We start from the raw sequence: 20,435 nt of genomic DNA on the forward strand, positions 1-20,435 counted from the left end.
CGAGCAAGTGATGATCGATCTGGCTTTGCCGCGGCCGGCGCGTTTCGCCGGCCGCGTATTCGTCGCCGTCGTACTGGCCGCGCCGCTCGTCGCGCATGCGCTGCCCGGCTACGACGACGTGCGCCGCAACTGGCGCAGTTCCGACTGGGTGCTGCTCGCGCGCGACGGCACGCCGCTGCAGCGCACGCGCATCGACCTCACCGAACGGCGCGGCGACTGGGTGTCGCTCGCCGACGTATCGCCCGCGTTCCGCGAGGCGATCGTCGTGTCCGAGGACAAGCGCTTCTACGAACACAGCGGCGTCGACTGGCGTGGCATCGCCGGCGCCGCGTGGGGCAACCTGTGGAACGAGCGCACGCGCGGCGCGTCGACCGTCACGATGCAGCTCGCGGGCTTGCTCAGCGATTCGCCGCGCCGCTCGGGTCAGCGCTCGCTGCCGCAGAAAGCCACGCAGGCCGTGAACGCGCTGTGGCTCGAACGCAGCTGGCGCAAGGACCAGATCCTCGAGGCCTACCTGAACCTGGTGCCGTTCCGCGGCGAGACGATCGGGCTCGGCGCGCTGTCGCAGGTGCTGTTCGGCAAGGCGCCGTCGGGCCTCGACGCGCGCGAGGCCGCGATCGCGGCCGCCCTCGTGCGGGCGCCGAACGCGGCGCCCGCGAAGATCGCCGAGCGCGCGTGCCGGATCCTGCGCGACATGCATGCCGGGCAGGCGTGCGCGTCGCTCGACGGCTACGTGCAGCTCGTCGTCGCACGCCCAGCCAATACCGTCCGCGACGACGGCGCCGCCCTCGCCCCGCACTTCGCGCGGCGCATCGCGGCCGAGGTCAAGCCGGCGGCCGGCGCGCAGATCCGCACGACGCTCGATGCGCCGCTGCAGCGCTTCGCGCGCGACACGCTGACGCGCGCGCTGACCGAGCTCGACGCGCCCGCGCACCGGCGCAACGTGCAGGACGGCGCGGTGGTCGTGATCGACAACGCGACCGGCGAGATCCGCGCGTGGGTCGGCTCGTCGGGGGCACTGTCGAGCGCGCGCGACGTCGACGCCGTGCTCGCGCCGCGTCAGGCCGGCTCGACGCTCAAGCCGTTCCTCTATGCACAGGCGCTCGACGAGAAGCGGCTGACGGCCGCGTCGCTGCTCGACGATGCGCCGATCAACCTCGCCGCCGGCGGCGGCCTGTACATTCCGCAGAACTACGACAAGGATTTCAAGGGCTGGGTGAGCGTGCGCAGCGCGCTCGGTGGTTCGCTGAACGTGCCGGCCGTGCGCGCGCTCGTGCTCGTCACGCCGCACCGCTTCGCGCGCACGCTGACCGCACTCGGCCTGCCGCTCGCGCAGGAAGGCGATTACTACGGCTTCAGCCTCGCGCTCGGCAGTGCCGACGTCACGCTGCTGTCGCTGACCAATGCATACCGCGCGCTCGCGAACGGCGGCGTCGCGCGCAAGGTCGTCGACCTGCCGGCCGCGGCGCCGACGGCGGCAGCCGGCGCAGCGGCGCCCGCGCGGCCGGACGCCGGCACGCGCGTGTTCAGCGAGGCGGCCAGTTTCGTCGTGACCGACATCCTGTCCGACAACAATGCGCGCGTGCGCACGTTCGGCTTCGACAACCCGCTCGCGACGCGCTTCTTTTCCGCGGTCAAGACCGGCACGAGCAAGGACATGCGCGACAACTGGACCGTCGGTTTCACGTCGCGCTATACGGTCGGCGTATGGGTCGGCAATGCGGACGGCTCGCCGATGTGGGACGTGTCGGGCGTCACGGGCGCGTCGCCCGTGTGGTCGGCCGTCGTCGGCTATCTGCACCGCGACCTGCCGAGCCGTGCGCCGCGTGCGCCGGCCGGCGTCGAGACGCGCCGCATCGCGTTCGAGCGCGACATCGAGCCGGCCCGCAACGAGTGGTTCATCGCGGGCACGGCGGTGGACACGATCCGGCTCGCGGCGCCGGTCACGCCGGGCAAGGACGGCGCGCGCGCGCCGTTGACGATCGGCGCGCCGACCGACGGCACGATCTTCGCGATCGACCCGGACATTCCGCCGAAGAACCAGCGGATCTGGTTCGAGCGCTCGTCCGGGCGCGCGGCGAAGTTCGCGTGGCGGCTCGACGACAAGGTGATCGGGCATGCCGATCGCGTCGCGTGGCTGCCATGGCCGGGCCGGCACCGGCTCGAACTCGTCGATGCGCGCGGCAACGTCGCGGATGCGATCGGCTTCGAGGTGCGCGGCGCGTTCGCGAAGCCGGCCGCGCGCAAGCCCTGAGGCGGCGAGCCGGCCTTACTGGCCGGCCGTATTCGCCTTCGGCGGCCGGCCGGAGAAGTCGAGTGCAGTCGCCCGATTATTCGACCGGACCGGCCAAGCCGCAAATCATTGTGGACGGGATGAATTAGTTCGACAATATCGCGCACGCGGTGCATTCGGGCACCGACGACGAACCGACGCAGGCCGATCCCGGACCGACAACGATGACACCCGAAACCGAGGGCAAACTGCTCCGGCATGGCGTACAGATCATCCCGCTCTGCTTGGACCTGTATGCCGCCGACAGCCTGTGGGACGCGTATCGCAACGGCGGCATCCTGGAATGCCACCAGGCTCGCATGCACCCGATGACCTGCTGGTGGATCACGCCGGACATGGGCGAACACTTCCAGCGATTGCTCGCCAGCCACTGGCACGTGCTCGGGCTCAGCGTTCTGCTGAGCCTGTTGCTCGCTTACGTCATGGCGCCGGCCCGCCACCCGCGCCAATGACGCCTCGGCCCGGCCATACCGCGCGCAAGCCGCCAGCGGCAGACCGAACGGGCCAGCAGCACCGCGGTTCAGCACCTAGAATGACAGCAGCGCCGCATTCCCGACGCGCACCGGTTGCCTCATTCTCTCGATGGCCTGCGACCATGAACATCCGCCACGAACGCTTCACCCGCCCCGCGCTGGGCGTCTTGTGCGTTGCAGCGCTCGCCGCCCTCCAGGCCTGCAACGGCGATGCCTGCTTCGGTGTCGACGTGTGCTTCAACGACAACTCGCAAACCGTCGCGCTGTCGGGCACGGCCGCGACGGGCGACGCGCTCGCGAGCGCGCAGGTCACGGTCAATTGCGCGGTCGGCTCGGCAACGACGCTGACGGACGGCGGCGGCAACTACCGTGTGACGCTCGACGCCGCGCTGCCATGCGTCATCACCGTGGCGTCGGGCGGCGCGAGCCTGCATTCGCTCGCCTATGCGGGCGGCACCTTCAACACGACGCCCGAGACCGAGCTGATGCTCGTCTATCTCGCGGCGCAACTCGGGACGAACACGGCCGGGCTGATCGGCAATTTCCAGGGCAGCCTGCGCTACCAGCGGGCCATGAACAGCCCGGACACCGTGCAGGCCGCGCAATCGGCCGTCGTGACGAACCTGCAGCAGCGCTATGCGGTCTCGCTGGCCGCGCCGGCGTTCCTGACCACCCCGTTCGTGGTCGGGCAACCGGGCGTCGACGGCGATCTCGTTGCGCTGGCGAAGGCTGGCGCGATCGATCCGAACGGACTGCCGGATCCGGTTGCCGTGTCGCTGTTGCAGCAGGCCGGGGCCGCACACCCGCTGCAAGGAATGTGAGCGGGACGGGAATCGACCGTCAGGTGCCCGCTTCGCGCGCGTCGTCGGCCAGCAACGCCCAACGCTCGTGGTCGCGCCATTCGCCGCCGATGCGCAGATAGCGCGGCGAACATCCCGCTTGCCTGAACCCGAGCCGTCCAACCAACGCGATCGACGCACGGTTGCCGGATGGTTCGCGACGATCACGTCAGCGGCGTCGGACCGGGCGACGCGATTCAGCAGGATCCGGCTCGTGGGCCGCGGTCACCACATGGCGCTTACGCCGCCTCCCCGCTCCCGCACACCACCGGCGCCGCCTGCTGCTGCGACAGATACCGCAGCAGCTTCGTCACCATCCACACGACGATGAACGACAACGCGACGAAAAACACCGCCAGCGGCGTCAGCACGTGAATCGACACGAAACCGGCCAGCCCCATCATCGCGGACGACACGAGCAGCAGCGCACAGCCGAGAATCGCGCTCGTCAGGCCGGCGATATGCGGAAACAGCGAATTGCCCTTGGCCATCAGCGTCGGATACATCGCACCGGCGCAGAAACCCATCACGAGCACCGGCGTCGCGAGCGTCCACACGCGCAGGCCGACGGTCAGCGCCAGCACCAGCATCGCGACCGACGCGCCCGCCATCACGCGCGCGCCGATCCGCAGCCGTTGCTCGGCGCTCGGCAGCCCGCGCCCGTGAATCCGGTTCGACAAACCACCGAGGAAATACATGAGGCCGATGCCGAGCGCGAGATAACCGAAGAAGGTCGGCGGCTTGTGCAGCGTGGTCTGGACCATGAACGGCCCGACGATGTTGAACACCAGCAGGATGCTGTAGCACAGCCCCTGGGCGAGGAAGCAGCTCTGGAACACCGGGCTGGCCAGCACCTTGCCCGCGTTCGCCATCAGCGTGCGCGGCTCGAGATGCACCGGCTTCGGCAAGGTCTCGCGGTAGCGCCACAGCAGCGCCCACATCGCCAGCGAGTAGACCAGCAGGAACACGAGGCACGCACGCCAGCCGAACCATTCCTGCAGGTGCGCGCCGATCACCGGCGCGATGATCGGCGCCAGCCCCCATGCGATCGACATGTACGTGAACGCGTGCATCAGCGCCTGGCCGGAAAACGAATCGGTGATGATCGCCTTCGCCAGCAGGTTGGTCGTCGCGATCCCGAAGCCCTGCAGGCAGCGTGCGAGCACGAACGTCTCCAGGTTCGGCGCGCCGAGGGACAGCAGGCAGCCGATCGTGTAGATCACGAGCCCGAACGCGAGCACGCGCTTGCGGCCGTAGGCGTCGGCGATCGGCCCGAAGATCAGCTGGCCGAGCGCGTAGGCCGCCATGTAACCGGACACGCTCGACTGGATCGCCTGCGGCGTGGTCGCGAACGAACGTGCCATGTCGGGCAGCGCGGGCACGTAGATGTCGATCGCGAGTTGGCCGGCGGACGCGAACAGGCAGATCAGGAACAGCAGGAAGCGCGGCGAATTCGACTCGCGCGCGGGAGTGAGCGTGGCGTTCATGACGACTGGGAAGGAGGTCGGACAGCAGTGCCGCACCGTCAATGTTCGAATCTCGAACATGCGTGCGGTCGTGGCGAATTCCGTATTGTGCCTGTTGTTGCATCCGGCGACAGGATTTCCCTGGCGCGGGCGAGGTTGAATGGCCGGTCCCGACATGCGCCGATCGGGCCGCCGGCGGCGGTTTTAATGTTGATTTAAGCCGGCGGCGGCATTGTCTCGGGTGGCTCACTCCGTGAGCCGCACGTCATTGTTGATTCGATCAGTCTCGTTTGATGGAGATACGAAGATGCGATTCCGTTCGTATATGGCGGCGGGCGCGCTGGCGCTGGTGCCCGTGTTCGCGCTGGCCGGGCAGCCCGGCGCGGCGGCCGCCGCCCAACCGATGTTCGTCAATGTCAACGGGCAGGCCGTGCCCGTGAAAGCCGAGACGCGTGTCGTCCAGACGGCCGTCGGCCCGATGAAGGTCAGCACGTGGAGCTGGCACAGCCCGCAAGGCGGTGCGAGCTTCGAGATGCAGACGTCGTCGTCGGGCGGCATGCCGCCCGCGGCAGCGTTGCGGCAAATGCAGGCCGTGCAGTACCGGATGCAGGCGGCGCAGGCGCAGATGGTCGCGATGCAGCAGCAGATGATGGCGCTCCAGCACATCGCGCTCGCCAACGCGTTCGCGATGCCGATGCCGCAGCCCGTCGGGTTCGCGATGGCGCCGTGGGCCATGCCCGAACCGGTCGTCGTGATCGTGCCGGTGCAACCTTCGGCGCGTTCGATGGCGCCCGCTCCCGCCCCGGCGACGCCGGCACGGCCGGCCGCACGCGGGCCTGAAATCAAGGCCTGACGCGCGCGTCCGGCGCACGAGCGACCGGGCCGCAAAGCGAAACCGCCGGCACGTGCCGGCGGTTTTTCATGGGTGGCGCGACATCGCCACGACGCGGTGCTCAGTACTGCGCCTGATCCGTCGGATTCTTGAACAGCTGCTTCATCTCCGCCGACAGCGGATAGTTCAGGCTCACGCCCTTCGGCGGAATCGGCTGCGTGAACCACTGGTCGTACAGCTTCTCGGCCGCGCCCGAGGTCTGCATCTTCGCGATCACGCCGTCGACGACGCGCTTGAACGGCGGATCGTCCCTGCGCATCATGCACGCGTAGTTTTCGTGAACGAGCGGCGTACCGGTGACCGTGTACGCGCCCGGGTTGCGATCCTTCGCGATCTCGCCGTACAGCAGCGGCTCGTCCATCACGAACGCCACCGCGCGCCCGGTCGTGACGTTCATGAACGCTTCGGCATGATCCTTCGCGCTGATGATCGTCATGTTCATCGCCTTCTCTTCGTTGAGCTTGCGCAGCAGGCGCTCGTCCGACGTACCGGCCGTCGTCGCGACCGTCTTGCCGGCCAGGTCCGCGAAGTCCTTCACGCCCGAATCCTTGCGCGTGCTGAAGCGGATGCCGTACAAAAAGATGCTGTTCGAGAACGCGGCCTGCTTTTGCCGTTCGAGCGTATTCGTCGTCGAACCGCATTCGAAGTCGATCGTCCCGTTCTGCAGCAGCGGAATCCGGTTCTGCGACGTAATCGGGATTTCCTTCACCGCGAGGTTCGGCAGGTTCAACTCCGTCTTCAACTGGTCGATGATGCGCGACGCGATGTCCCGCGAATAGCCGATGTTCTTCTGCTGGTTGTCCGAATACGAAAACGGCACCGACGACTCGCGAATGCCCAGCGACACGACGCCCGTGTCCTTGATCTTCTTCAGCGTACCGGTAAGAGCCTGCGCGTGCGCGGTGCCGGCCAGCGCACAAGCCAGCGCGACGGCAAGCCAACGGAAACGACGATCCATGCTTGTCTCCTGACGAAACGTTGATCGAGTCGCGATCGTACGCCCGACAATATTCGCGTCATATCAGGGGAAGCGTAAACCACCTTCCGCCACGGCCGGATCCTGAAAGACGTTTTCCGTGCCGCGCAAACCCGCTCGCCCGCGCCTCCTGCCCGACCGGTCCGCGCACCGGCTCTGTGCCGGTCGTTCCAAACGCGCGTTCATGCTGCGACGCATCAACGTAATCGTTTGCGGCACCGCCTGTTTTTCTCGCGAAACGCACTCAAGAAGCCGCCGCGCACGCCGTTACCCAGTGCATGGCGCGTCGCAGCAACCTGCTGCAACCGTCAGACAAAAACGACAAGGTCCGGCTCGCCCGGACCAGCGCCACCGCCGGCACGACGGTTATCTACGAGGATCGACTTTCAACATGAGAGCCAAACGTTTCAATTTCGCGCTGGCGCGCCTCGCACATGCGCGCATGCTCGCCGGCATGCTGTCCGCCGCCGCCCTGCTGCCCCTCGCCGGTTGCGGCGGAGGCGGCGGCGACGGCAGCAACCCGTCTTCGTCCAACGCGTCACCCGCACCGGCGCCCGCGCCCGCGCCGGCGCCCACGCCCGCGCCGACCACCCCGCCCGCGTCGTCCGGCACCAATGCGTGCACGTCGCAGCAGGCCGCCGTGCAGATGGCCGCGCAGACCGCACCGGTCGAGCCGCCGATCGATCACCTCATCGTCAAGCTGAAGACGCTGACGGCCCCCCGAGCGATGGCGGCCGTCGACAACGGTGCGCGACTCGACGCGGTGATCCAGCGCGCGATGACGCGCTGGACGGCGCCGGTGACCGGCAGCGCCCGTGCGTACGCGAGCACGGTCGCGCAAACGCCGGTGAACGTGCAGGTCGAGCGCACCATCTCGAACGGCGCGGCCGTGCTGTCGCTCGGCCAGCGCATGGCCGCCACCGATGCCGCCGCGCTCGCGCAGGCGTTCGCGGCCGACAGCGATGTCGACTACGCGGAACCCGATCACCCGATGCAGATCCGCGACACGCCGAGCGACCCGCTCTACAACCAGCAGTGGTATCTGTCCGACCCGACCGCCGGCATCGACCTGCCGCCCGCGTGGAACGTGACCAAGGGTTCACCGACCGTCGTCACGGCCGTGCTCGACACCGGCTATCGGCCGCACGGCGACCTCGTCGGCAACCTGCTGTCCGGCTACAGCTTCATCAGCAACGTCAACACCAGCAACAACGGCTTGACGCGCAGCCCGGACGCGACCGATCCGGGCGACTGGGTCACGCAGCAGGAACTCGACAACGCCAACGGCCCGTTCTATCACTGCGCGAGCCAGCCGAGCGACAGCAGCTGGCACGGCACGCGCGTGATGGGCGTGATCGGCGCGACCGCCAACAACGGCACCGGTATCGCCGGCGTATCGTGGCTCGGCCAGATCCTGCCGGTGCGCGTACTCGGCAAGTGCGGCGGCGTGACGAGCGACATCGCCGACGGCATGCGCTGGGCAGCCGGCATTCCGGTGACCGGTGTACCGACGAACCCGCGGCCGGCGAAGATCATCAACCTGAGCCTCGGTGGAGTCGGCGCGTGCAGCACGACGTTCCAGCAGGCGATCGACGACGTGACCGCGAAAGGCGTGACCGTGGTCGTCGCGGCCGGCAACGACGGCCTGTCGACCGGGCTCGACCAGCCCGCCAACTGCCGCGGCGTGATCACCGTCGGCGCGACCGATGCGACGGGCCGCCGCGCATCGTTCAGCAACTTCGGCGCCGATGTCGCGCTGAGCGCACCGGGCGTCAACATCCTGTCGACGTCGAACACCGGCACGACGACGCCGGGCTCGGACACCTATGGCCTCGCGAACGGCACCAGCCTCGCGACGCCGCAGGTGACGGGGGTCGCCGCGCTGATGCTGTCGGTGAACGGCAACCTCACGCCCGCGCAGATCCTGCAGAAGCTGCAAGGCGGCACGCGCGCGGCGAAGCTCGCGGCCGGCACGTCGTGCACCGCGCTGCCGGCCGGCTCGGGCATCCTCGATGCGGGCGCCGCCGTCGCGACCGCGAACCAGTAACCGGCACCGCGTTCGACGCAGCCGCGCGCATGCCGACAAGGTGTGCGCGCGGCTGTTTCGTTGCAGGCTGTCCGGCGCGCCCGCGAACGCACACCGGCGCGATCGAGCATCTCGAAATAACGCCTGACAAAAGGGTTGACGCTTCGCACAGCGAGCCATTACCATCGCCCCCGTCTAGTTACATGGAGTGTTCTGTGAACACCGATGCGAGTTGTAGTTGGTCCCTGGCCAACTTGACTGCTGCCTGAGGAAAACGCGCAGAGCCTCGTCTTCTGCCGCATCCCGGGAAGCAGGATGCGGCGCCCTTCCGGCCTGACCACGGGCCAGATCTCCCGCCGAATTTTTCGATGTTGTCGAATGCACGCGGCGCGCCGTCGCGCGCGTGCGTTCGTGTTGCGCGCGGCGCCAGCCGCGTGCGCTCTCCGTTCGCGTGCCGTCCGGCCGCGCGCCTCGTTGCGCGCGCCGCCGATCGCCCGTGCCGACTATCCGCAACCGACAGGAGTGCAGATGAACTCAGACGACAGTAGTCGATTACCGCTCGCCGGTGCGACGCTGCGCATCGACACGCCGTCCGCATCATGCGCGCCGGCGAGCGTTCCCGCCTTTACCGACCCACAGCCGATCGCGCCTGACGCGACGCGGCGGGGAGCGCTCGTGCGTCGATAACGTCACGGTCGCTCCCCGCCCGCCGCCTCGTGCGCAAGGAGCGACTCATGACGACACGACACAACACCTCGCACAAGAAACAGCGCGGCTTCATCAAGGCCGGCGCCGGCCAGCAGAATGAACCGCGCACCATGCGCGCCGCGCAGGAAGCGGCCCGCCCGCTCGAAGACACGCTGAAGTCGCTGCACACCAGCACGCGCGGCCTCACCTACGACCAGGCCGCCGATCGCCTGCAGCACCATGGTCCGAACGAAATCGCGCACGACAAGCCGCCGCACTGGACCCGGCAGTTGCTGCTCTCGTTCCACAACCCGTTCGTCTACGTGCTGCTGGTGCTGGCCGCCATCAGCTTCTTCACCGACGTCTACTTCGCGGCGCCCGACGAGCGCGACTACGTCGGCATGACGATCCTGCTGACGATGGTCACGATCAGCGCGCTGCTGCGCTTCGTGCAGGAATTCCGTTCGCTGCGCGCCGCCGAGAAGCTCAAGGCGATGGTCCGCACGACCGCGACCGTGCAGCGCGTGGTGACCGACACGGCCGAGCCGTCGCGCCGCGAAGTGCCGATGCGCGACGTCGTCGTCGGCGACATCGTGCATCTTTCCGCCGGCGACATGATCCCCGCCGACGTGCGGCTGCTCGCGTCGCGCGACCTGTTCATCAGCCAGGCGGTGCTGACCGGCGAGGCGCTGCCCGTCGAGAAGTACGACACGCTCGGCGCGGTGGCCGGCAAATCCGCGGGCACGCACGCGGCGAGCGCGGCCAACGGCGCACCGGCGTCGCTGCTCGATCTCGAGAACGTCTGCTTCATGGGCACCAACGTCGTCAGCGGCACGGCGACGGCCGTCGTCGTCGCGACCGGCGAAGAGACCTACTTCGGCTCGCTCGCGCGCAACGTCGTGAGCCACAAGCGCATCGAGACGAGCTTCGACCGCGGCGTCGCGAGCGTCAGCTGGCTGCTGATCAAGTTCATGTTCGTGATGGTGCCGATCGTGTTCATGATCAACGGCCTGACCAAGGGCGACTGGCTGAGCGCCCTCACGTTCGCGCTCGCGGTGGCCGTGGGCCTCACGCCCGAGATGCTGCCGATGATCGTCAGCGCGAACCTCGCGCGCGGCGCGGTCGCGATGGCGCGCCGCAAGGTCGTCGTCAAGCGGCTGAACTCGGTGCAGAACTTCGGCGCGATGGACGTGCTGTGCACCGACAAGACCGGCACGCTCACGCAGGACAAGATCATCCTCGAACATCACCTCGACCTGTCCGGCCACAAGAACGAGGACATCCTGCGGCTCGGCTGGCTGAACAGCTTCCACCAGAGCGGCCAGAAGAACCTGATCGACATCGCGGTCGTCGCGCGCGCCGACGAGATCGGCGAACGCGTGAAGCCGCAGGGTTACAAGAAGATCGACGAACTGCCGTTCGACTTCGTGCGGCGCCGCCTGTCGGTCGTCGTCGAGGATACGCGCGGCACGCATCTGCTGATCTGCAAGGGCGCGGTCGAGGAAATGCTGGCGGTGTCGACGCACGTGCAGGATGAAGACGGCGTACGCCCGCTCGACTACGTGGCCCGCAAGCGGCTGCTCGAGCAGGCCACCGCGTACAACGAGGACGGCTTTCGCGTGCTCGTGCTCGCCACGCGCACGATCCCGCGCGGCGACGAGCGTGCGCAATACCGCACCGCCGACGAACACGATCTCGTCGTGCGCGGCTTCCTGACCTTCCTCGATCCGCCGAAGGAGTCGGCCGCGCCGGCGCTCGCCGCGCTGCGCGAGAACGGCGTCGCGGTGAAGGTGCTGACGGGCGACAACCCGACCGTCACGATGAAGGTGTGCCGCCAGGTCGGCCTCGAACCGGGCAAGCCGATGCTCGGCACGGAAATCGAAGTGCTCGACGATGCCACGCTCGCGCAGGTGGTCGAACGCACGACCGTGTTCGCGAAGCTCACGCCGCTACAGAAGGCGCGCATCGTCAAGGCGCTGCAGGCGAACGGTCACACCGTCGGCTTCCTCGGCGACGGCATCAACGATGCGCCCGCGCTGCGCGACGCCGACGTCGGCATCTCGGTCGACAGCGGCGCCGACATCGCGAAGGAGACCGCCGACATCATCCTGCTCGAAAAGAGCCTGATGGTGCTGGAGGAAGGCGTGATCAAGGGCCGCGAGACGTTCGGCAACATCCTGAAGTACCTGAACATGACGGCCAGCTCCAACTTCGGCAACGTGTTCTCGGTGCTGGTCGCCAGCGCGTTCCTGCCGTGGGAGCCGATGCTCGCGACGCAACTGCTCGTGCTGAACCTGATCTACGACACGTCGCAGATGCTGCTGCCGTGGGACAAGATGGACCCCGAGTTCCTGAAGAAGCCGCGCAAGTGGGAAGCCGGCAACATCAGCCGCTTCATGCTGTGGGTCGGGCCCACGTCGTCGGTATTCGACATCACGACGTACATCCTGATGTGGACGGTGTTCGGTGCGGGCGCGCTGTATCACCTGAACGGCGGCGCGAGCGGCCAGATCGTGATGAACTCGGGCTGGTTCATCGAGAGCCTCGTGTCGCAGACGCTCGTCGTGCACCTGCTGCGCACGCAGAAGATCCCGTTCCTGCAGAGCACGGCGTCGCTGCCGGTGCTGCTGTCGACCTTCACCGCGATCGCGATCGGCTGCTGGCTGCCGTTCTCGCCGTTCGCGGAGGCGATCGGCTTCATGCACCTGCCGGGCACCTACTGGCTGTGGCTCGCCGCGACGATGGTCGGCTACATCGTGCTCGCGCAGATCGTCAAGACGATCTACGTGCGCCGCTACAAGCAGTGGTTCTGATCGCGCGCGGATGACGATGCGCCGGCCCGTGCGCCACCCGCACGGGCCGAACACTCCGATCTGCCGTCGTTCGGCGATGAACGGGCCGCCTCGGCGGCCCGTTTTTTCATTCAGCGGGCATCGTTCGCGCCGAACAGCTGCGCGCACACCGCGCGCCCCTCGTCGGTCAGCGCGGCACTGCCGGTCCCGTCCTCGTTCAGCGTCGTCGCGCTCAGGCCGGCGGCGTCGAGTTGCGTCAACACGCGGCGCAGCGTGCTCATCGGCAATTGCGCGCGCTTCGCGATCTTCGGCAGCGACCATGGCTTGCCGGCCGGACCGCTGGCGGCTTCGTTCAGCGTCGCGAGCGTGGCGACGAGCGCGGGATCGAGCGGGGATTCGTCGGATTCTGAAGTCATCGGTTCGGGTTCGTCGGCCGGCGTCGCGCCGGCATGCAGGAAGAAAGCGATCGCGGACACTATACGCCGCGTCACGCCCCCTTGAGCGCCGCGCGCATGAACGACACGAAACGCGTGGTGACGGGATCGTCGCGATCGGACCGCCACGCGAGCCCCACGCGCCACTTCGCGTCCCGGCCGTCGAGCGGCAGCACCGTCGCGTCGCGCAACAGGTACTGCGCGCTCGACGGGATGAACGCGACACCACCGCCGGCCGCGACCGACGTCAGCACCGATTGCACGTCCTCCGCCTGCTGCATCACGTGCGGCACGAAGCGCCGCGCGACGCACCATCGGTCGATCTGCGCGGCCAGCCCGGGACCACGCGCACGCTGCAGCGCGATGAAGCCGATCTCGTTGAGCACGTCGAGGTCGGCCGGCACGCGCTTGAAGCCGAGATGCGGCGGTACCGCGAGCGCGAGCGCTTCGTCGATCACCTTGAACGACGACAAGCCTTCGTCGGAAGGCAGGCGCAGGAAACCGGCGTCGAGCTTGCCGGTGCGCAGCCGGCGCGTCTGCTCGGACGACGACAGGTCGCTCAGCGTCACCGCGATACCCGGATTGCAACGGCGGAATTCGGCGATCAGTTTCGGCACGAGCGTCAGCACGGACAGGCAGATGCCGAGCCGCAAATGCCCGCGCTGCCCGCTGGTCGCTTCCCGCGCACGCGCCAGGATTTCGTCGGCATCGCGCACGAGCGCCTGCGCGTCGGGCAGGAAGCGTTCGCCGAACGGCGTCAGCTCCGCGCCATGCCGGCCGCGCTCGAACAGCTTGCCGCCGAGGCTCGCCTCGAGCGCGCCGATCTGCTTGCTGAGCGCAGGCTGACTCATGTGCAGCGCATCGGCCGCACGGCTGAAATGGCACAGCTCGGTGACCGTCAGGAATGTGCGCAGCAGTTTCAGTTCCATTCTTTAACGGAATCGTAACGATCGAAATATTCATTTTACCGATCGAATGCAATGGCGTTCAATACGGACATGCCCTTTCCGGAATTCACGTTCATGTCCCTCGATCCAGCGGCCGACTGCGTGGCCGAGCCGTCATGCGATGTCGCGGATGCCAACACCTGCGCAGTGGCCGCCGAGACCCGCGCACCGAAGCGTCGTGCCGAGCGCACGGACGGGCGCAGCCGCCGCTTTCGCTTCGGCGATGCCCTGGAAGACGCGCCGCCACGCGCGGTGACCGGTTCGATCGCGATCAGTTTTGCGGTCGTGTCGCGGCGGAACTGGCCGCGCTGAACCGCGTGGCTGCGCGCCTTTCACCCCACACCCACCGCGGCCGGACAGCGCGAAAACGACCGAAATCCTCCCGCATCACGCGTCAATGCGCGTCATCCCATCGTCATCGCCCCGCGATCGACCGTATAATTTCCCGCACCCGCTGACCGCCCACGCATTCCGCGCAGCCGCATCGCGCGTGAAAAGGAGACTTTCGCTTGACCGGCCTCATCGCGCGCCTGCCTCGCGCCCGGACCACCCTGATCCTCGCCCTGTCGTTCCTGCTGCTCGCATTCGCCGCGAATGCGTCCGCGCAACGCGTACAACCGCATCGCGCCGCCCATGTGCAACCGCATGCCCATACGAAGGCCGTCAAGAAGAAACCCCATCGCAAGAAAAAGGCCGTCAAGCATCGTCGCTCGCGCGTGACGCATCAGGCGGCCAAACGCCACGCGGCGCCCGCGCCGCAGCAGCGGCGCGCGAAACGCACGGCCGCCGTGCGGCCGCGCCCGCCCGCGAAGCCGAAGCTGCTCGCCAGTTGCGGCTATACGCCGCGCGCGGTCGGTTCGCTGCATTCGCGCGCGGCCTACGTGCTCGACGTCGATTCCGGCACCCCGCTGCTGGCGCGCAACGCGCGTACCGTCCGGCCGATCGCATCGATCTCCAAACTGATGACGGCCGTCGTCGCGCGCGACGCCGATCGTCCGCTGAACGGCGTGCTGCGCGTGACCGCGCGCGATCGCGACACGATCAAGTTCACCGGTTCGCGGCTGCAGGTCGGCTCGGAACTGTCGCGCCGCGAGATGTTCCATATCGCGCTGATGTCGTCGGAGAATCGCGCGGCCGCCGCGTTGAGCCGCGACTATCCGGGCGGGCGCGTCGCGTTCGTCAAGGCGATGAACCGCGAAGCACGTCGGCTCGGCATGCGGCATACGCACTTCCGCGAGCCCACCGGCCTGTCGCCGCACAACGTATCGACCGCGGAAGATCTCGCGCGGCTCGTCGGCGCGGCCGCGCAGGATCCGTTGATCCGCTATTTCTCGACCGATCTGTCGACCACCGTGCGCCCCGGCGACGGCGAACTCGTGTACGTGAATTCCGACCCGCTCGTGCGCTACCGCCGCCTGCCGATCCGGCTGCAGAAAACCGGCTTCATCAACGAATCGGGGCACGGCGTCGTCATGCGCATGCGCGTGAAAGGCCGCCGCGAAACGGTCGTGCTGCTCGGTGCGCCGACGCGCGCCGGCGTATCGAGCGACGCCATCCGGATCCATCGCTGGCTGTCCTGTTCGATCCGGTAAACACACGCAGGCAGCCCGCACATTCACGCCAGGGGAGCGACGCCATGCAGGACGAATACCGCTTCAACGCATTCGGTCGGCTGCTCGCCGTCGTGCGCATGGACGGCCGCTGGGCCGTGTTCGATCTCGGCGCCGAAGGCAAGCGACGCCCGGCCAATCTGCAGATTCCGTCCGCGCTCGCCGCGGACGAACTCGGCCAGTATCTCGGCGATCTGCTGCACGAAAACGCGACCCCGCGCTACAGCGAAGTCGTACCGGTCGCACATCGGCGTACGTAATCGCGTGCCGGACGGCGTCGCCAACGGGCAATCAATTCGACAGTTAAACTTGCAAGTTTAACTGTCTTATTCTATGATTCGCCGCATGAACCCGCCACGCAAACCCGGCGTTTCCGCCGACGCCGTCGCCGCCGACCTGACCCTCGCGGTCGGCCAGCTCATCCGCCGGCTGCGCTCCGAGATCGATTCCGAAGGGCTCGGCATGTCCCAGACGAGCGCACTCGCACGGCTTCACCGGCACGGGCCGATGACGACTGCCGATCTCGCGCGCGCCGAAGCGATGAAGCCGCAGTCGATGAAGGCGATCCTCGCGAGCCTCGAGGAAGACGCGCTCGTCGAGCGCGAACCGCATCCGACCGACGGCCGCCAGATCCTGTTCAAACTCACCGCCGCCGGCCTCGACGCACGACACAAGCGCAACGCCGCGAAAAACAAGTGGCTCGGCGCCGCGATCGAGAAGCTCGATCCGCACGACATCGACACGCTCGCCGCCGCCATCCCGCTGATCCGCCGCATCGGCGAGCAATGAACCCGGCCGGCGCGCGACGCGGCATGCGCGCGCACGGCTTTCCCCGCCCTGTCCCCGGAGCCCCATCATGAGCGCAACCCGTCTCGACACGAACACGGCGCTGGTCGTCATCGACCTGCAGAAAGGCATCGTCGCCCTCCCCACCGCGCACCCGGTCGCACCGGTGATCGCCCGCACCCGCGAACTGCTCGACGCGTTCCGCAGCCGCGGCCTGCCGGTCGTGCTGGTCAACGTCGCGGGCGGCGCACCGGGCCGCACCGAGCAAGCGCCACGCACGGCGCAGCTTCCGGCCGACTGGACCGAACTCGTGCCCGAGCTGAACCGCCAGCCGACCGACCACGTCGTGACGAAGCAGACCTGGGGCGCCTTCACCGGCACCGGTCTCGACGCGCACCTGAAGGCAGCCGGCGTCACGCAGATCGTGCTGACCGGCGTCGCGACCAGCATCGGCGTCGAATCCACCGCGCGGCAGGCGCACGAACTCGGCTACAACGTGACGCTCGCCGTCGACGCGATGACCGACCTCAACGCGGACGCGCACGTCAACAGCGTCGAGCGGCTGTTCCCGCGTCTCGGCGAAACGGGCACGACGCAGGACATCGTCGCGCTGCTCGACCGGCGCGGCGCGTGAGCGACAAGCGCATCCGGCCGGCGCCGGGCCACGCGGCCGGCCGGCTCGATCCGTCGATCTGGAAAGTCGGCGCGGTCGCGACGCTCGGCTCGCTGCTGTCGCAACTCGATGCGACGATCGTCAACGTGTCGCTGTCGAGCCTCGCGACCGACCTGCATGCCAGCCTGTCGACGATCCAGTGGGTGACGAGCGGCTACCTGCTCGCGCTGACGCTGGTGCTGCCGCTGAACGGCTGGCTCGTCGACCGCATCGGTGCGAAGGCGCTGTATCTGTGGTGCTTCTCGGCGTTCACGCTCACGTCGGCGCTGTGCGGGCTCGCGTGGTCCGCGCCGTCGCTGATCGCGTTTCGCGTGTTGCAAGGCGTCAGCGGCGGCCTGCTCGCGCCGATGGCGCAGATGATGATCGCGCGCGTCGCCGGCCAGCAGATGGCGCGCGCGATCGGCTACGCGGCGGTGCCGGTACTGCTCGCGCCGATCCTCGGCCCGGTCGTGGCCGGCGCGATCCTGCAGCACACGTCGTGGCGCTGGCTGTTTCTGGTGAACCTGCCCGTCGGCGCGCTCGCGCTCGCACTGGCCGCGCGGTTCCTGCCCGGCGACCGGGACGATGCGCCGCGGCGCGAACTCGACTGGCTCGGCCTCGCGTTGCTGTCGCCGGCGCTCGTGCTGTTCCTGTACGGCGTCGAGCGGATCGGCTCGACGCTCGGCATCGCGGCGGTCGCAAGCTCGGCGCTGCTGCTCATCGCGTTCCTGCGCTTCGAGCGCCGCCAGCGGGAACGTGCGCTGATCGACCTCGCGCTGTTTCGCTCGCGCGTATTCGGCGCGGCAGCGAGCACGCAGTTCCTGTCGAACGGCGCGATGTATGCAGGCCAGATGCTGATTCCCGTGTTCCTGATCCAGGCGTGCGGGCGCTCGCCGGGAGAGATGGGCTGGCTGCTCGCGCCGCTCGGGCTCGGCATGCTCGTCACCTATCCGTCGATGGGCGCGCTGACGAGCCGCTTCGGCGTACGCCGGCTGGCCGCCGCCGGTGCATTGCTCGCGCTCGTCGCCACGCTGCCGTTCGTGTTCCTCGCGCTGACCGGTTACGATCCGCTCGTGCTCGTCCCCGCGCTGTTTCTGCGCGGCATGGGCCAGAGCGCGATCGGCGCGCCGTCGATCGCCGCCGCATATGCGTCGGTCGAGCGCCGCAACCTGCCGATGGCGACCACGTCGCTCAATATCGTGCAGCGGCTCGGCGGCCCGACGTTCACGACGCTGTGCACGCTGTTTCTCGCGTGGCGGCTGCAGGCCGAATCGACGACGGCCGGCGGCACGCAGGCCGTCGCCTATGCGTGGGCGTTCGGCCTGCTGTGCGCGCTGCATGCGGCAAGCTTCGTGACGACGCTGCGGCTGCCGTTGCGATCGTCCGGCGCAGGCGCAGGCGACTGACCTCGATATCCTGCCGGCCGGCGGCGGCCTGCCCGTCCTGCCGAATTTCTCGATCAACCTGCATGTGCCGCGCGGCCAGCACACGCCGGCCGTGACGGAACTGGCCCGCTACCTGCGCAACGGTTTCGCGCGCCTGCGCGCGCTCGCGTAGCGCCGCATCGCGCTACACCGTGCCCGGCTCCTGCGGCGCGGGTGTCGTACCGGCCGCCTCCAGCGCCTGATGCAGCGTGGCAAAGATGCACGTCGCGCCGACCACCTCGGTGATCCCGTGACGATCCATGTCCGCGCGCAGATAACGGTTCACGCGCCCGAACAGCACGCCGATCCCGCGCGCATGCAGCGACCTGACGAGATCGGTCAAGGTCCGCGCGGCCGAATAGTCGACGTCGGTGATCGCGCCCGCATCGACGACGAACCAGCGCGGCGGGACTGGCGCCGCCTCGACGAGTTCGGTCACTTCGGCAGCGAACCGGTGATCGTTCGCGAAGAACAGGTCGGCGCCGAACCGGTAGACGATCAGCCCCGGCGCCGTCATCGCACCGCGCCGGGTAGGCACCGGCTGCCACCGGCCGTTGCCGGCGACGGGTTCGAGCACCATCGTGTGAGGCTGGTAGCTGTGGCGCACATGCCGCATCAGCGACAGCGCGACGGCCAGCAGGATGCCCTGCTCGACGCCGACCGTCACGACGGCCGCGGCCGTGATCAGCGCGAGCGTGAATTCGCCGGGGCTTTCCTCGCGGATCGCCGCGAGACTGCGCACGTTGATCAGCCCGAGCGCGATCGTGAACACGATGCCGGCCAGCACCGCATGCGGCAGATACTGCAAATACGGACTGAAGAACAGCAGCACGACGGCGACGACGACGGCGAACGCGAGATGCCCGATCTGGCTGCGCACGCCCGCGCCGTCGGCCATCGCCGTTTGCGTCGGGCTGCCGTTGACGACGAACGCACCGCCGAGCGCCGCCGCCGCGTTCGCGGCCGCGAGCCCGAGGATGTCGGCGTTGGTGTCGACGTCCTCGCCGTACTGCTGCGCGAATACGCGCGCGGCGGCCGCGCTCTGCGCGATGATCATCACGAAGCACGAAGCGGCAACCGGCACGAGATCGAGAAACTGCTGCCACGTGACGGACGGCCAGCGCAGCGGCGGCAGCCCGCCGGCCACGGGCCCGAGCACCGCGATGCCGTGCGCCGCGAAGCCGAACGCAGCGCTCGCGGCGATGCTGCCCACGACCGCGATCATCGGCATCGGCACGCGCGGCAGGAACCGCTTGCACGCGAGAATCGCGCCGACGACGAGCGCCGCGAGCGCGAGCGTCGGCCGGTGCGTGTGAGCGAGGTGCGTGACGACGTAGTCGAGTTGCGCGAGGCTGCGCGACGCCGGGTACGGCACGGCGAGGCCGAACATGTCGCCGAGCATCGCGATCGACACCTGCACGCCGACGCCGGCGAGAAAACCGACCAGCACCGTGCGCGACAGGAAATCGGCGAGAAAGCCGAGCTTGAAGATGCGCGCGAGCAGCAGCATCGCGGCGGTCAGCAACGCGACCATGCCGGCCAGCGCCGCATAGTCGGCGCTGCCGGCCGGCGCCATCGACGACAGCCGGCTCGCGAAAATCGTCGCGGTCGCGGAATCGGCGGCGACCACGAGATGGCGCGACGCGCCCAAGCACGCGAATGCAACGAGCGGCAGGAACACCGTGTAGAGCCCGGTAACGGCCGGCATGCCTGCGATGCGCGCGTAGCCGAGCACCTGCGGGATATCCATCGACGCGAGCGAAATGCCCGCGACGATGTCGCGTATCGCCGCCGCGCGGCGGATCGGAAGGAGGCCTTTCAGCAGCCGCACGCGTGACGGACGGCTTTCGTTGGAATCTGGCATACGTGAAATGCGTGAGGTCGAAATGACGAGGCCGCGAACGGGTGCGCGACGGTGTCGCGTGTCGCTCACCGTCGCCGGACCGGCCGCGCACCAACGCGAACGACGCACCGACGACGCGTGTGACGTCCGCATGATTGCATGGATCGGCTATCGCGCGCATCGAAGCGCAACAGCCGGCCGTCGCGGCTTCCGGACGATCGCGCCCCGTGAACGACACGTCCGGCGCCCTGCTCGCACACCGGCTTGCGGTGACGTCGATTCGCCGCTCGTCTTC

17 protein-coding genes and 2 pseudogenes are annotated in these 20,435 nt (G+C 68.5%); 13 read left to right on the forward strand and 6 right to left on the reverse strand.

Annotated elements, in window-relative coordinates:
* Window positions 1-10 precede the first annotated feature (10 nt).
* The 3 genes from pbpC (at window position 11) to H0X90_RS09130 (ending at window position 3,587) form a co-directional block, all read left to right on the forward strand.
* A complete protein-coding gene (gene pbpC, locus H0X90_RS09120; protein ID WP_006494682.1) occupies window positions 11-2,254 on the forward strand; it encodes a penicillin-binding protein 1C in 2,244 nt (747 codons plus the stop codon).
* Between the two features lie 203 nt (window positions 2,255-2,457).
* Window positions 2,458-2,745 carry a hypothetical protein gene (locus H0X90_RS09125; RefSeq protein WP_077189380.1) on the forward strand — a complete coding sequence of 96 codons (288 nt, stop codon included), beginning with the start codon at window positions 2,458-2,460 and terminating at the stop codon, window positions 2,743-2,745.
* A 143-nt stretch (window positions 2,746-2,888) separates the two neighbouring features.
* The gene (locus H0X90_RS09130; protein WP_077189379.1) at window positions 2,889-3,587 is read left to right on the forward strand and encodes a hypothetical protein; all 699 of its coding nucleotides are present in this window, start codon (window positions 2,889-2,891) and stop codon (window positions 3,585-3,587) included.
* Between the two features lie 19 nt (window positions 3,588-3,606).
* Here the strand turns inward: H0X90_RS09130 and H0X90_RS35720 are convergent.
* Both H0X90_RS35720 and H0X90_RS09135 read right to left on the reverse strand, forming a co-directional pair.
* Window positions 3,607-3,753: pseudogene (locus H0X90_RS35720) on the reverse strand (GNAT family N-acetyltransferase); the annotation flags it as partial.
* A 91-nt stretch (window positions 3,754-3,844) separates the two neighbouring features.
* Window positions 3,845-5,092, reverse strand: a complete 1,248-nt coding sequence (locus H0X90_RS09135; protein ID WP_006488708.1) for a multidrug effflux MFS transporter — start codon at window positions 5,090-5,092, stop codon at window positions 3,845-3,847.
* Window positions 5,093-5,378: 286 nt separating this feature from the next.
* On the opposite strand from H0X90_RS09135, the gene H0X90_RS09140 reads away from it, so the two are divergent.
* Window positions 5,379-5,924 carry a hypothetical protein gene (locus H0X90_RS09140; protein ID WP_034202228.1) on the forward strand — a complete coding sequence of 182 codons (546 nt, stop codon included), beginning with the start codon at window positions 5,379-5,381 and terminating at the stop codon, window positions 5,922-5,924.
* Window positions 5,925-6,024: 100 nt separating this feature from the next.
* Here H0X90_RS09140 and H0X90_RS09145 read toward each other — a convergent pair whose 3' ends face one another.
* Window positions 6,025-6,921, reverse strand: a complete 897-nt coding sequence (locus H0X90_RS09145; protein WP_006488707.1) for a glutamate/aspartate ABC transporter substrate-binding protein — start codon at window positions 6,919-6,921, stop codon at window positions 6,025-6,027.
* Window positions 6,922-7,330: 409 nt separating this feature from the next.
* Between H0X90_RS09145 and H0X90_RS09150 the strand changes: the two genes are divergently transcribed.
* Window positions 7,331-8,986, forward strand: a complete 1,656-nt coding sequence (locus H0X90_RS09150) for a S8 family peptidase (RefSeq protein ID WP_077189378.1) — start codon at window positions 7,331-7,333, stop codon at window positions 8,984-8,986.
* A 713-nt stretch (window positions 8,987-9,699) separates the two neighbouring features.
* Window positions 9,700-12,465 carry a magnesium-translocating P-type ATPase gene (gene mgtA, locus H0X90_RS09155; RefSeq protein WP_077189377.1) on the forward strand — a complete coding sequence of 922 codons (2,766 nt, stop codon included), beginning with the start codon at window positions 9,700-9,702 and terminating at the stop codon, window positions 12,463-12,465.
* 110 nt (window positions 12,466-12,575) lie between these two features.
* Here the strand turns inward: mgtA and H0X90_RS09160 are convergent, their stop codons facing one another.
* Window positions 12,576-12,860 carry a transcriptional regulator gene (locus tag H0X90_RS09160; RefSeq protein WP_069351966.1) on the reverse strand — a complete coding sequence of 95 codons (285 nt, stop codon included), beginning with the start codon at window positions 12,858-12,860 and terminating at the stop codon, window positions 12,576-12,578.
* Between the two features lie 71 nt (window positions 12,861-12,931).
* On the reverse strand, window positions 12,932-13,807 hold the full coding sequence (locus H0X90_RS09165; RefSeq protein ID WP_006481620.1) for a LysR family transcriptional regulator: 876 nt from the start codon (window positions 13,805-13,807) through the stop codon (window positions 12,932-12,934).
* Between the two features lie 51 nt (window positions 13,808-13,858).
* Between H0X90_RS09165 and H0X90_RS09170 the strand changes: the two genes are divergently transcribed.
* The 7 genes and pseudogenes from H0X90_RS09170 to H0X90_RS36175 all read left to right on the forward strand — a co-directional run.
* Window positions 13,859-14,137, forward strand: coding sequence for a hypothetical protein (locus H0X90_RS09170; RefSeq protein ID WP_058903203.1), 279 nt, complete (start codon window positions 13,859-13,861; stop codon window positions 14,135-14,137).
* A 197-nt stretch (window positions 14,138-14,334) separates the two neighbouring features.
* Window positions 14,335-15,417: a serine hydrolase gene (locus tag H0X90_RS09175; protein ID WP_006481625.1), complete on the forward strand. Its 1,083-nt coding sequence runs from the start codon at window positions 14,335-14,337 to the stop codon at window positions 15,415-15,417.
* A 44-nt stretch (window positions 15,418-15,461) separates the two neighbouring features.
* The gene (locus tag H0X90_RS09180) at window positions 15,462-15,695 is read left to right on the forward strand and encodes a hypothetical protein (RefSeq protein ID WP_006481634.1); all 234 of its coding nucleotides are present in this window, start codon (window positions 15,462-15,464) and stop codon (window positions 15,693-15,695) included.
* 73 nt (window positions 15,696-15,768) lie between these two features.
* Entirely contained in the window at window positions 15,769-16,224 is a 456-nt protein-coding gene (locus tag H0X90_RS09185; RefSeq protein WP_006481621.1) for a MarR family winged helix-turn-helix transcriptional regulator, read from the forward strand.
* 67 nt (window positions 16,225-16,291) lie between these two features.
* On the forward strand, window positions 16,292-16,855 hold the full coding sequence (locus tag H0X90_RS09190) for an isochorismatase family protein (RefSeq protein WP_006481616.1): 564 nt from the start codon (window positions 16,292-16,294) through the stop codon (window positions 16,853-16,855).
* Window positions 16,852-18,279 (forward strand): DHA2 family efflux MFS transporter permease subunit, encoded by a 1,428-nt coding sequence (locus H0X90_RS09195; protein ID WP_077189376.1) that lies wholly within the window; start codon window positions 16,852-16,854, stop codon window positions 18,277-18,279. The genes H0X90_RS09190 and H0X90_RS09195 overlap by 4 nt, the downstream gene beginning before the upstream one ends.
* Window positions 18,278-18,430: pseudogene (locus H0X90_RS36175) on the forward strand (transcriptional regulator); the annotation flags it as partial. The gene H0X90_RS09195 and the pseudogene H0X90_RS36175, both read left to right, overlap by 2 nt.
* Before the next feature lie 12 nt (window positions 18,431-18,442).
* On the opposite strand, the gene H0X90_RS09200 reads toward H0X90_RS36175, so the two are convergent.
* A complete protein-coding gene (locus tag H0X90_RS09200; protein ID WP_077189374.1) occupies window positions 18,443-20,161 on the reverse strand; it encodes a SulP family inorganic anion transporter in 1,719 nt (572 codons plus the stop codon).
* Window positions 20,162-20,435: the final 274 nt, after the last annotated feature.

The sequence above is a fragment of the Burkholderia sp. 9775_39 genome (genome assembly GCF_015712225.1).
GTDB classification, from domain to species: domain Bacteria; phylum Pseudomonadota; class Gammaproteobacteria; order Burkholderiales; family Burkholderiaceae; genus Burkholderia; species Burkholderia cenocepacia.

Excerpts from the sequence above, each read along its gene's own strand:
- H0X90_RS09170 (WP_058903203.1), top strand. The coding sequence starts at position 13,859 with ATGGCGTTCAATACGGACATGCCCTTTCCGGAATTCACGTTCATGTCC.
- H0X90_RS09125 (WP_077189380.1), top strand. The coding sequence starts at position 2,458 with ATGACACCCGAAACCGAGGGCAAACTGCTCCGGCATGGCGTACAGATC.
- H0X90_RS09135 (WP_006488708.1), bottom strand. The coding sequence starts at position 5,092 with ATGAACGCCACGCTCACTCCCGCGCGCGAGTCGAATTCGCCGCGCTTC.
- mgtA (WP_077189377.1), top strand. The coding sequence starts at position 9,700 with ATGACGACACGACACAACACCTCGCACAAGAAACAGCGCGGCTTCATC.
- H0X90_RS09190 (WP_006481616.1), top strand. The coding sequence starts at position 16,292 with ATGAGCGCAACCCGTCTCGACACGAACACGGCGCTGGTCGTCATCGAC.
- pbpC (WP_006494682.1), top strand. The coding sequence starts at position 11 with ATGATCGATCTGGCTTTGCCGCGGCCGGCGCGTTTCGCCGGCCGCGTA.
- H0X90_RS09150 (WP_077189378.1), top strand. The coding sequence starts at position 7,331 with ATGAGAGCCAAACGTTTCAATTTCGCGCTGGCGCGCCTCGCACATGCG.
- H0X90_RS09165 (WP_006481620.1), bottom strand. The coding sequence starts at position 13,807 with ATGGAACTGAAACTGCTGCGCACATTCCTGACGGTCACCGAGCTGTGC.
- H0X90_RS09160 (WP_069351966.1), bottom strand. The coding sequence starts at position 12,860 with ATGACTTCAGAATCCGACGAATCCCCGCTCGATCCCGCGCTCGTCGCC.
- H0X90_RS09145 (WP_006488707.1), bottom strand. The coding sequence starts at position 6,921 with ATGGATCGTCGTTTCCGTTGGCTTGCCGTCGCGCTGGCTTGTGCGCTG.
- H0X90_RS09130 (WP_077189379.1), top strand. The coding sequence starts at position 2,889 with ATGAACATCCGCCACGAACGCTTCACCCGCCCCGCGCTGGGCGTCTTG.
- H0X90_RS09185 (WP_006481621.1), top strand. The coding sequence starts at position 15,769 with ATGATTCGCCGCATGAACCCGCCACGCAAACCCGGCGTTTCCGCCGAC.
- H0X90_RS09140 (WP_034202228.1), top strand. The coding sequence starts at position 5,379 with ATGCGATTCCGTTCGTATATGGCGGCGGGCGCGCTGGCGCTGGTGCCC.
- H0X90_RS09200 (WP_077189374.1), bottom strand. The coding sequence starts at position 20,161 with ATGCCAGATTCCAACGAAAGCCGTCCGTCACGCGTGCGGCTGCTGAAA.
- H0X90_RS09180 (WP_006481634.1), top strand. The coding sequence starts at position 15,462 with ATGCAGGACGAATACCGCTTCAACGCATTCGGTCGGCTGCTCGCCGTC.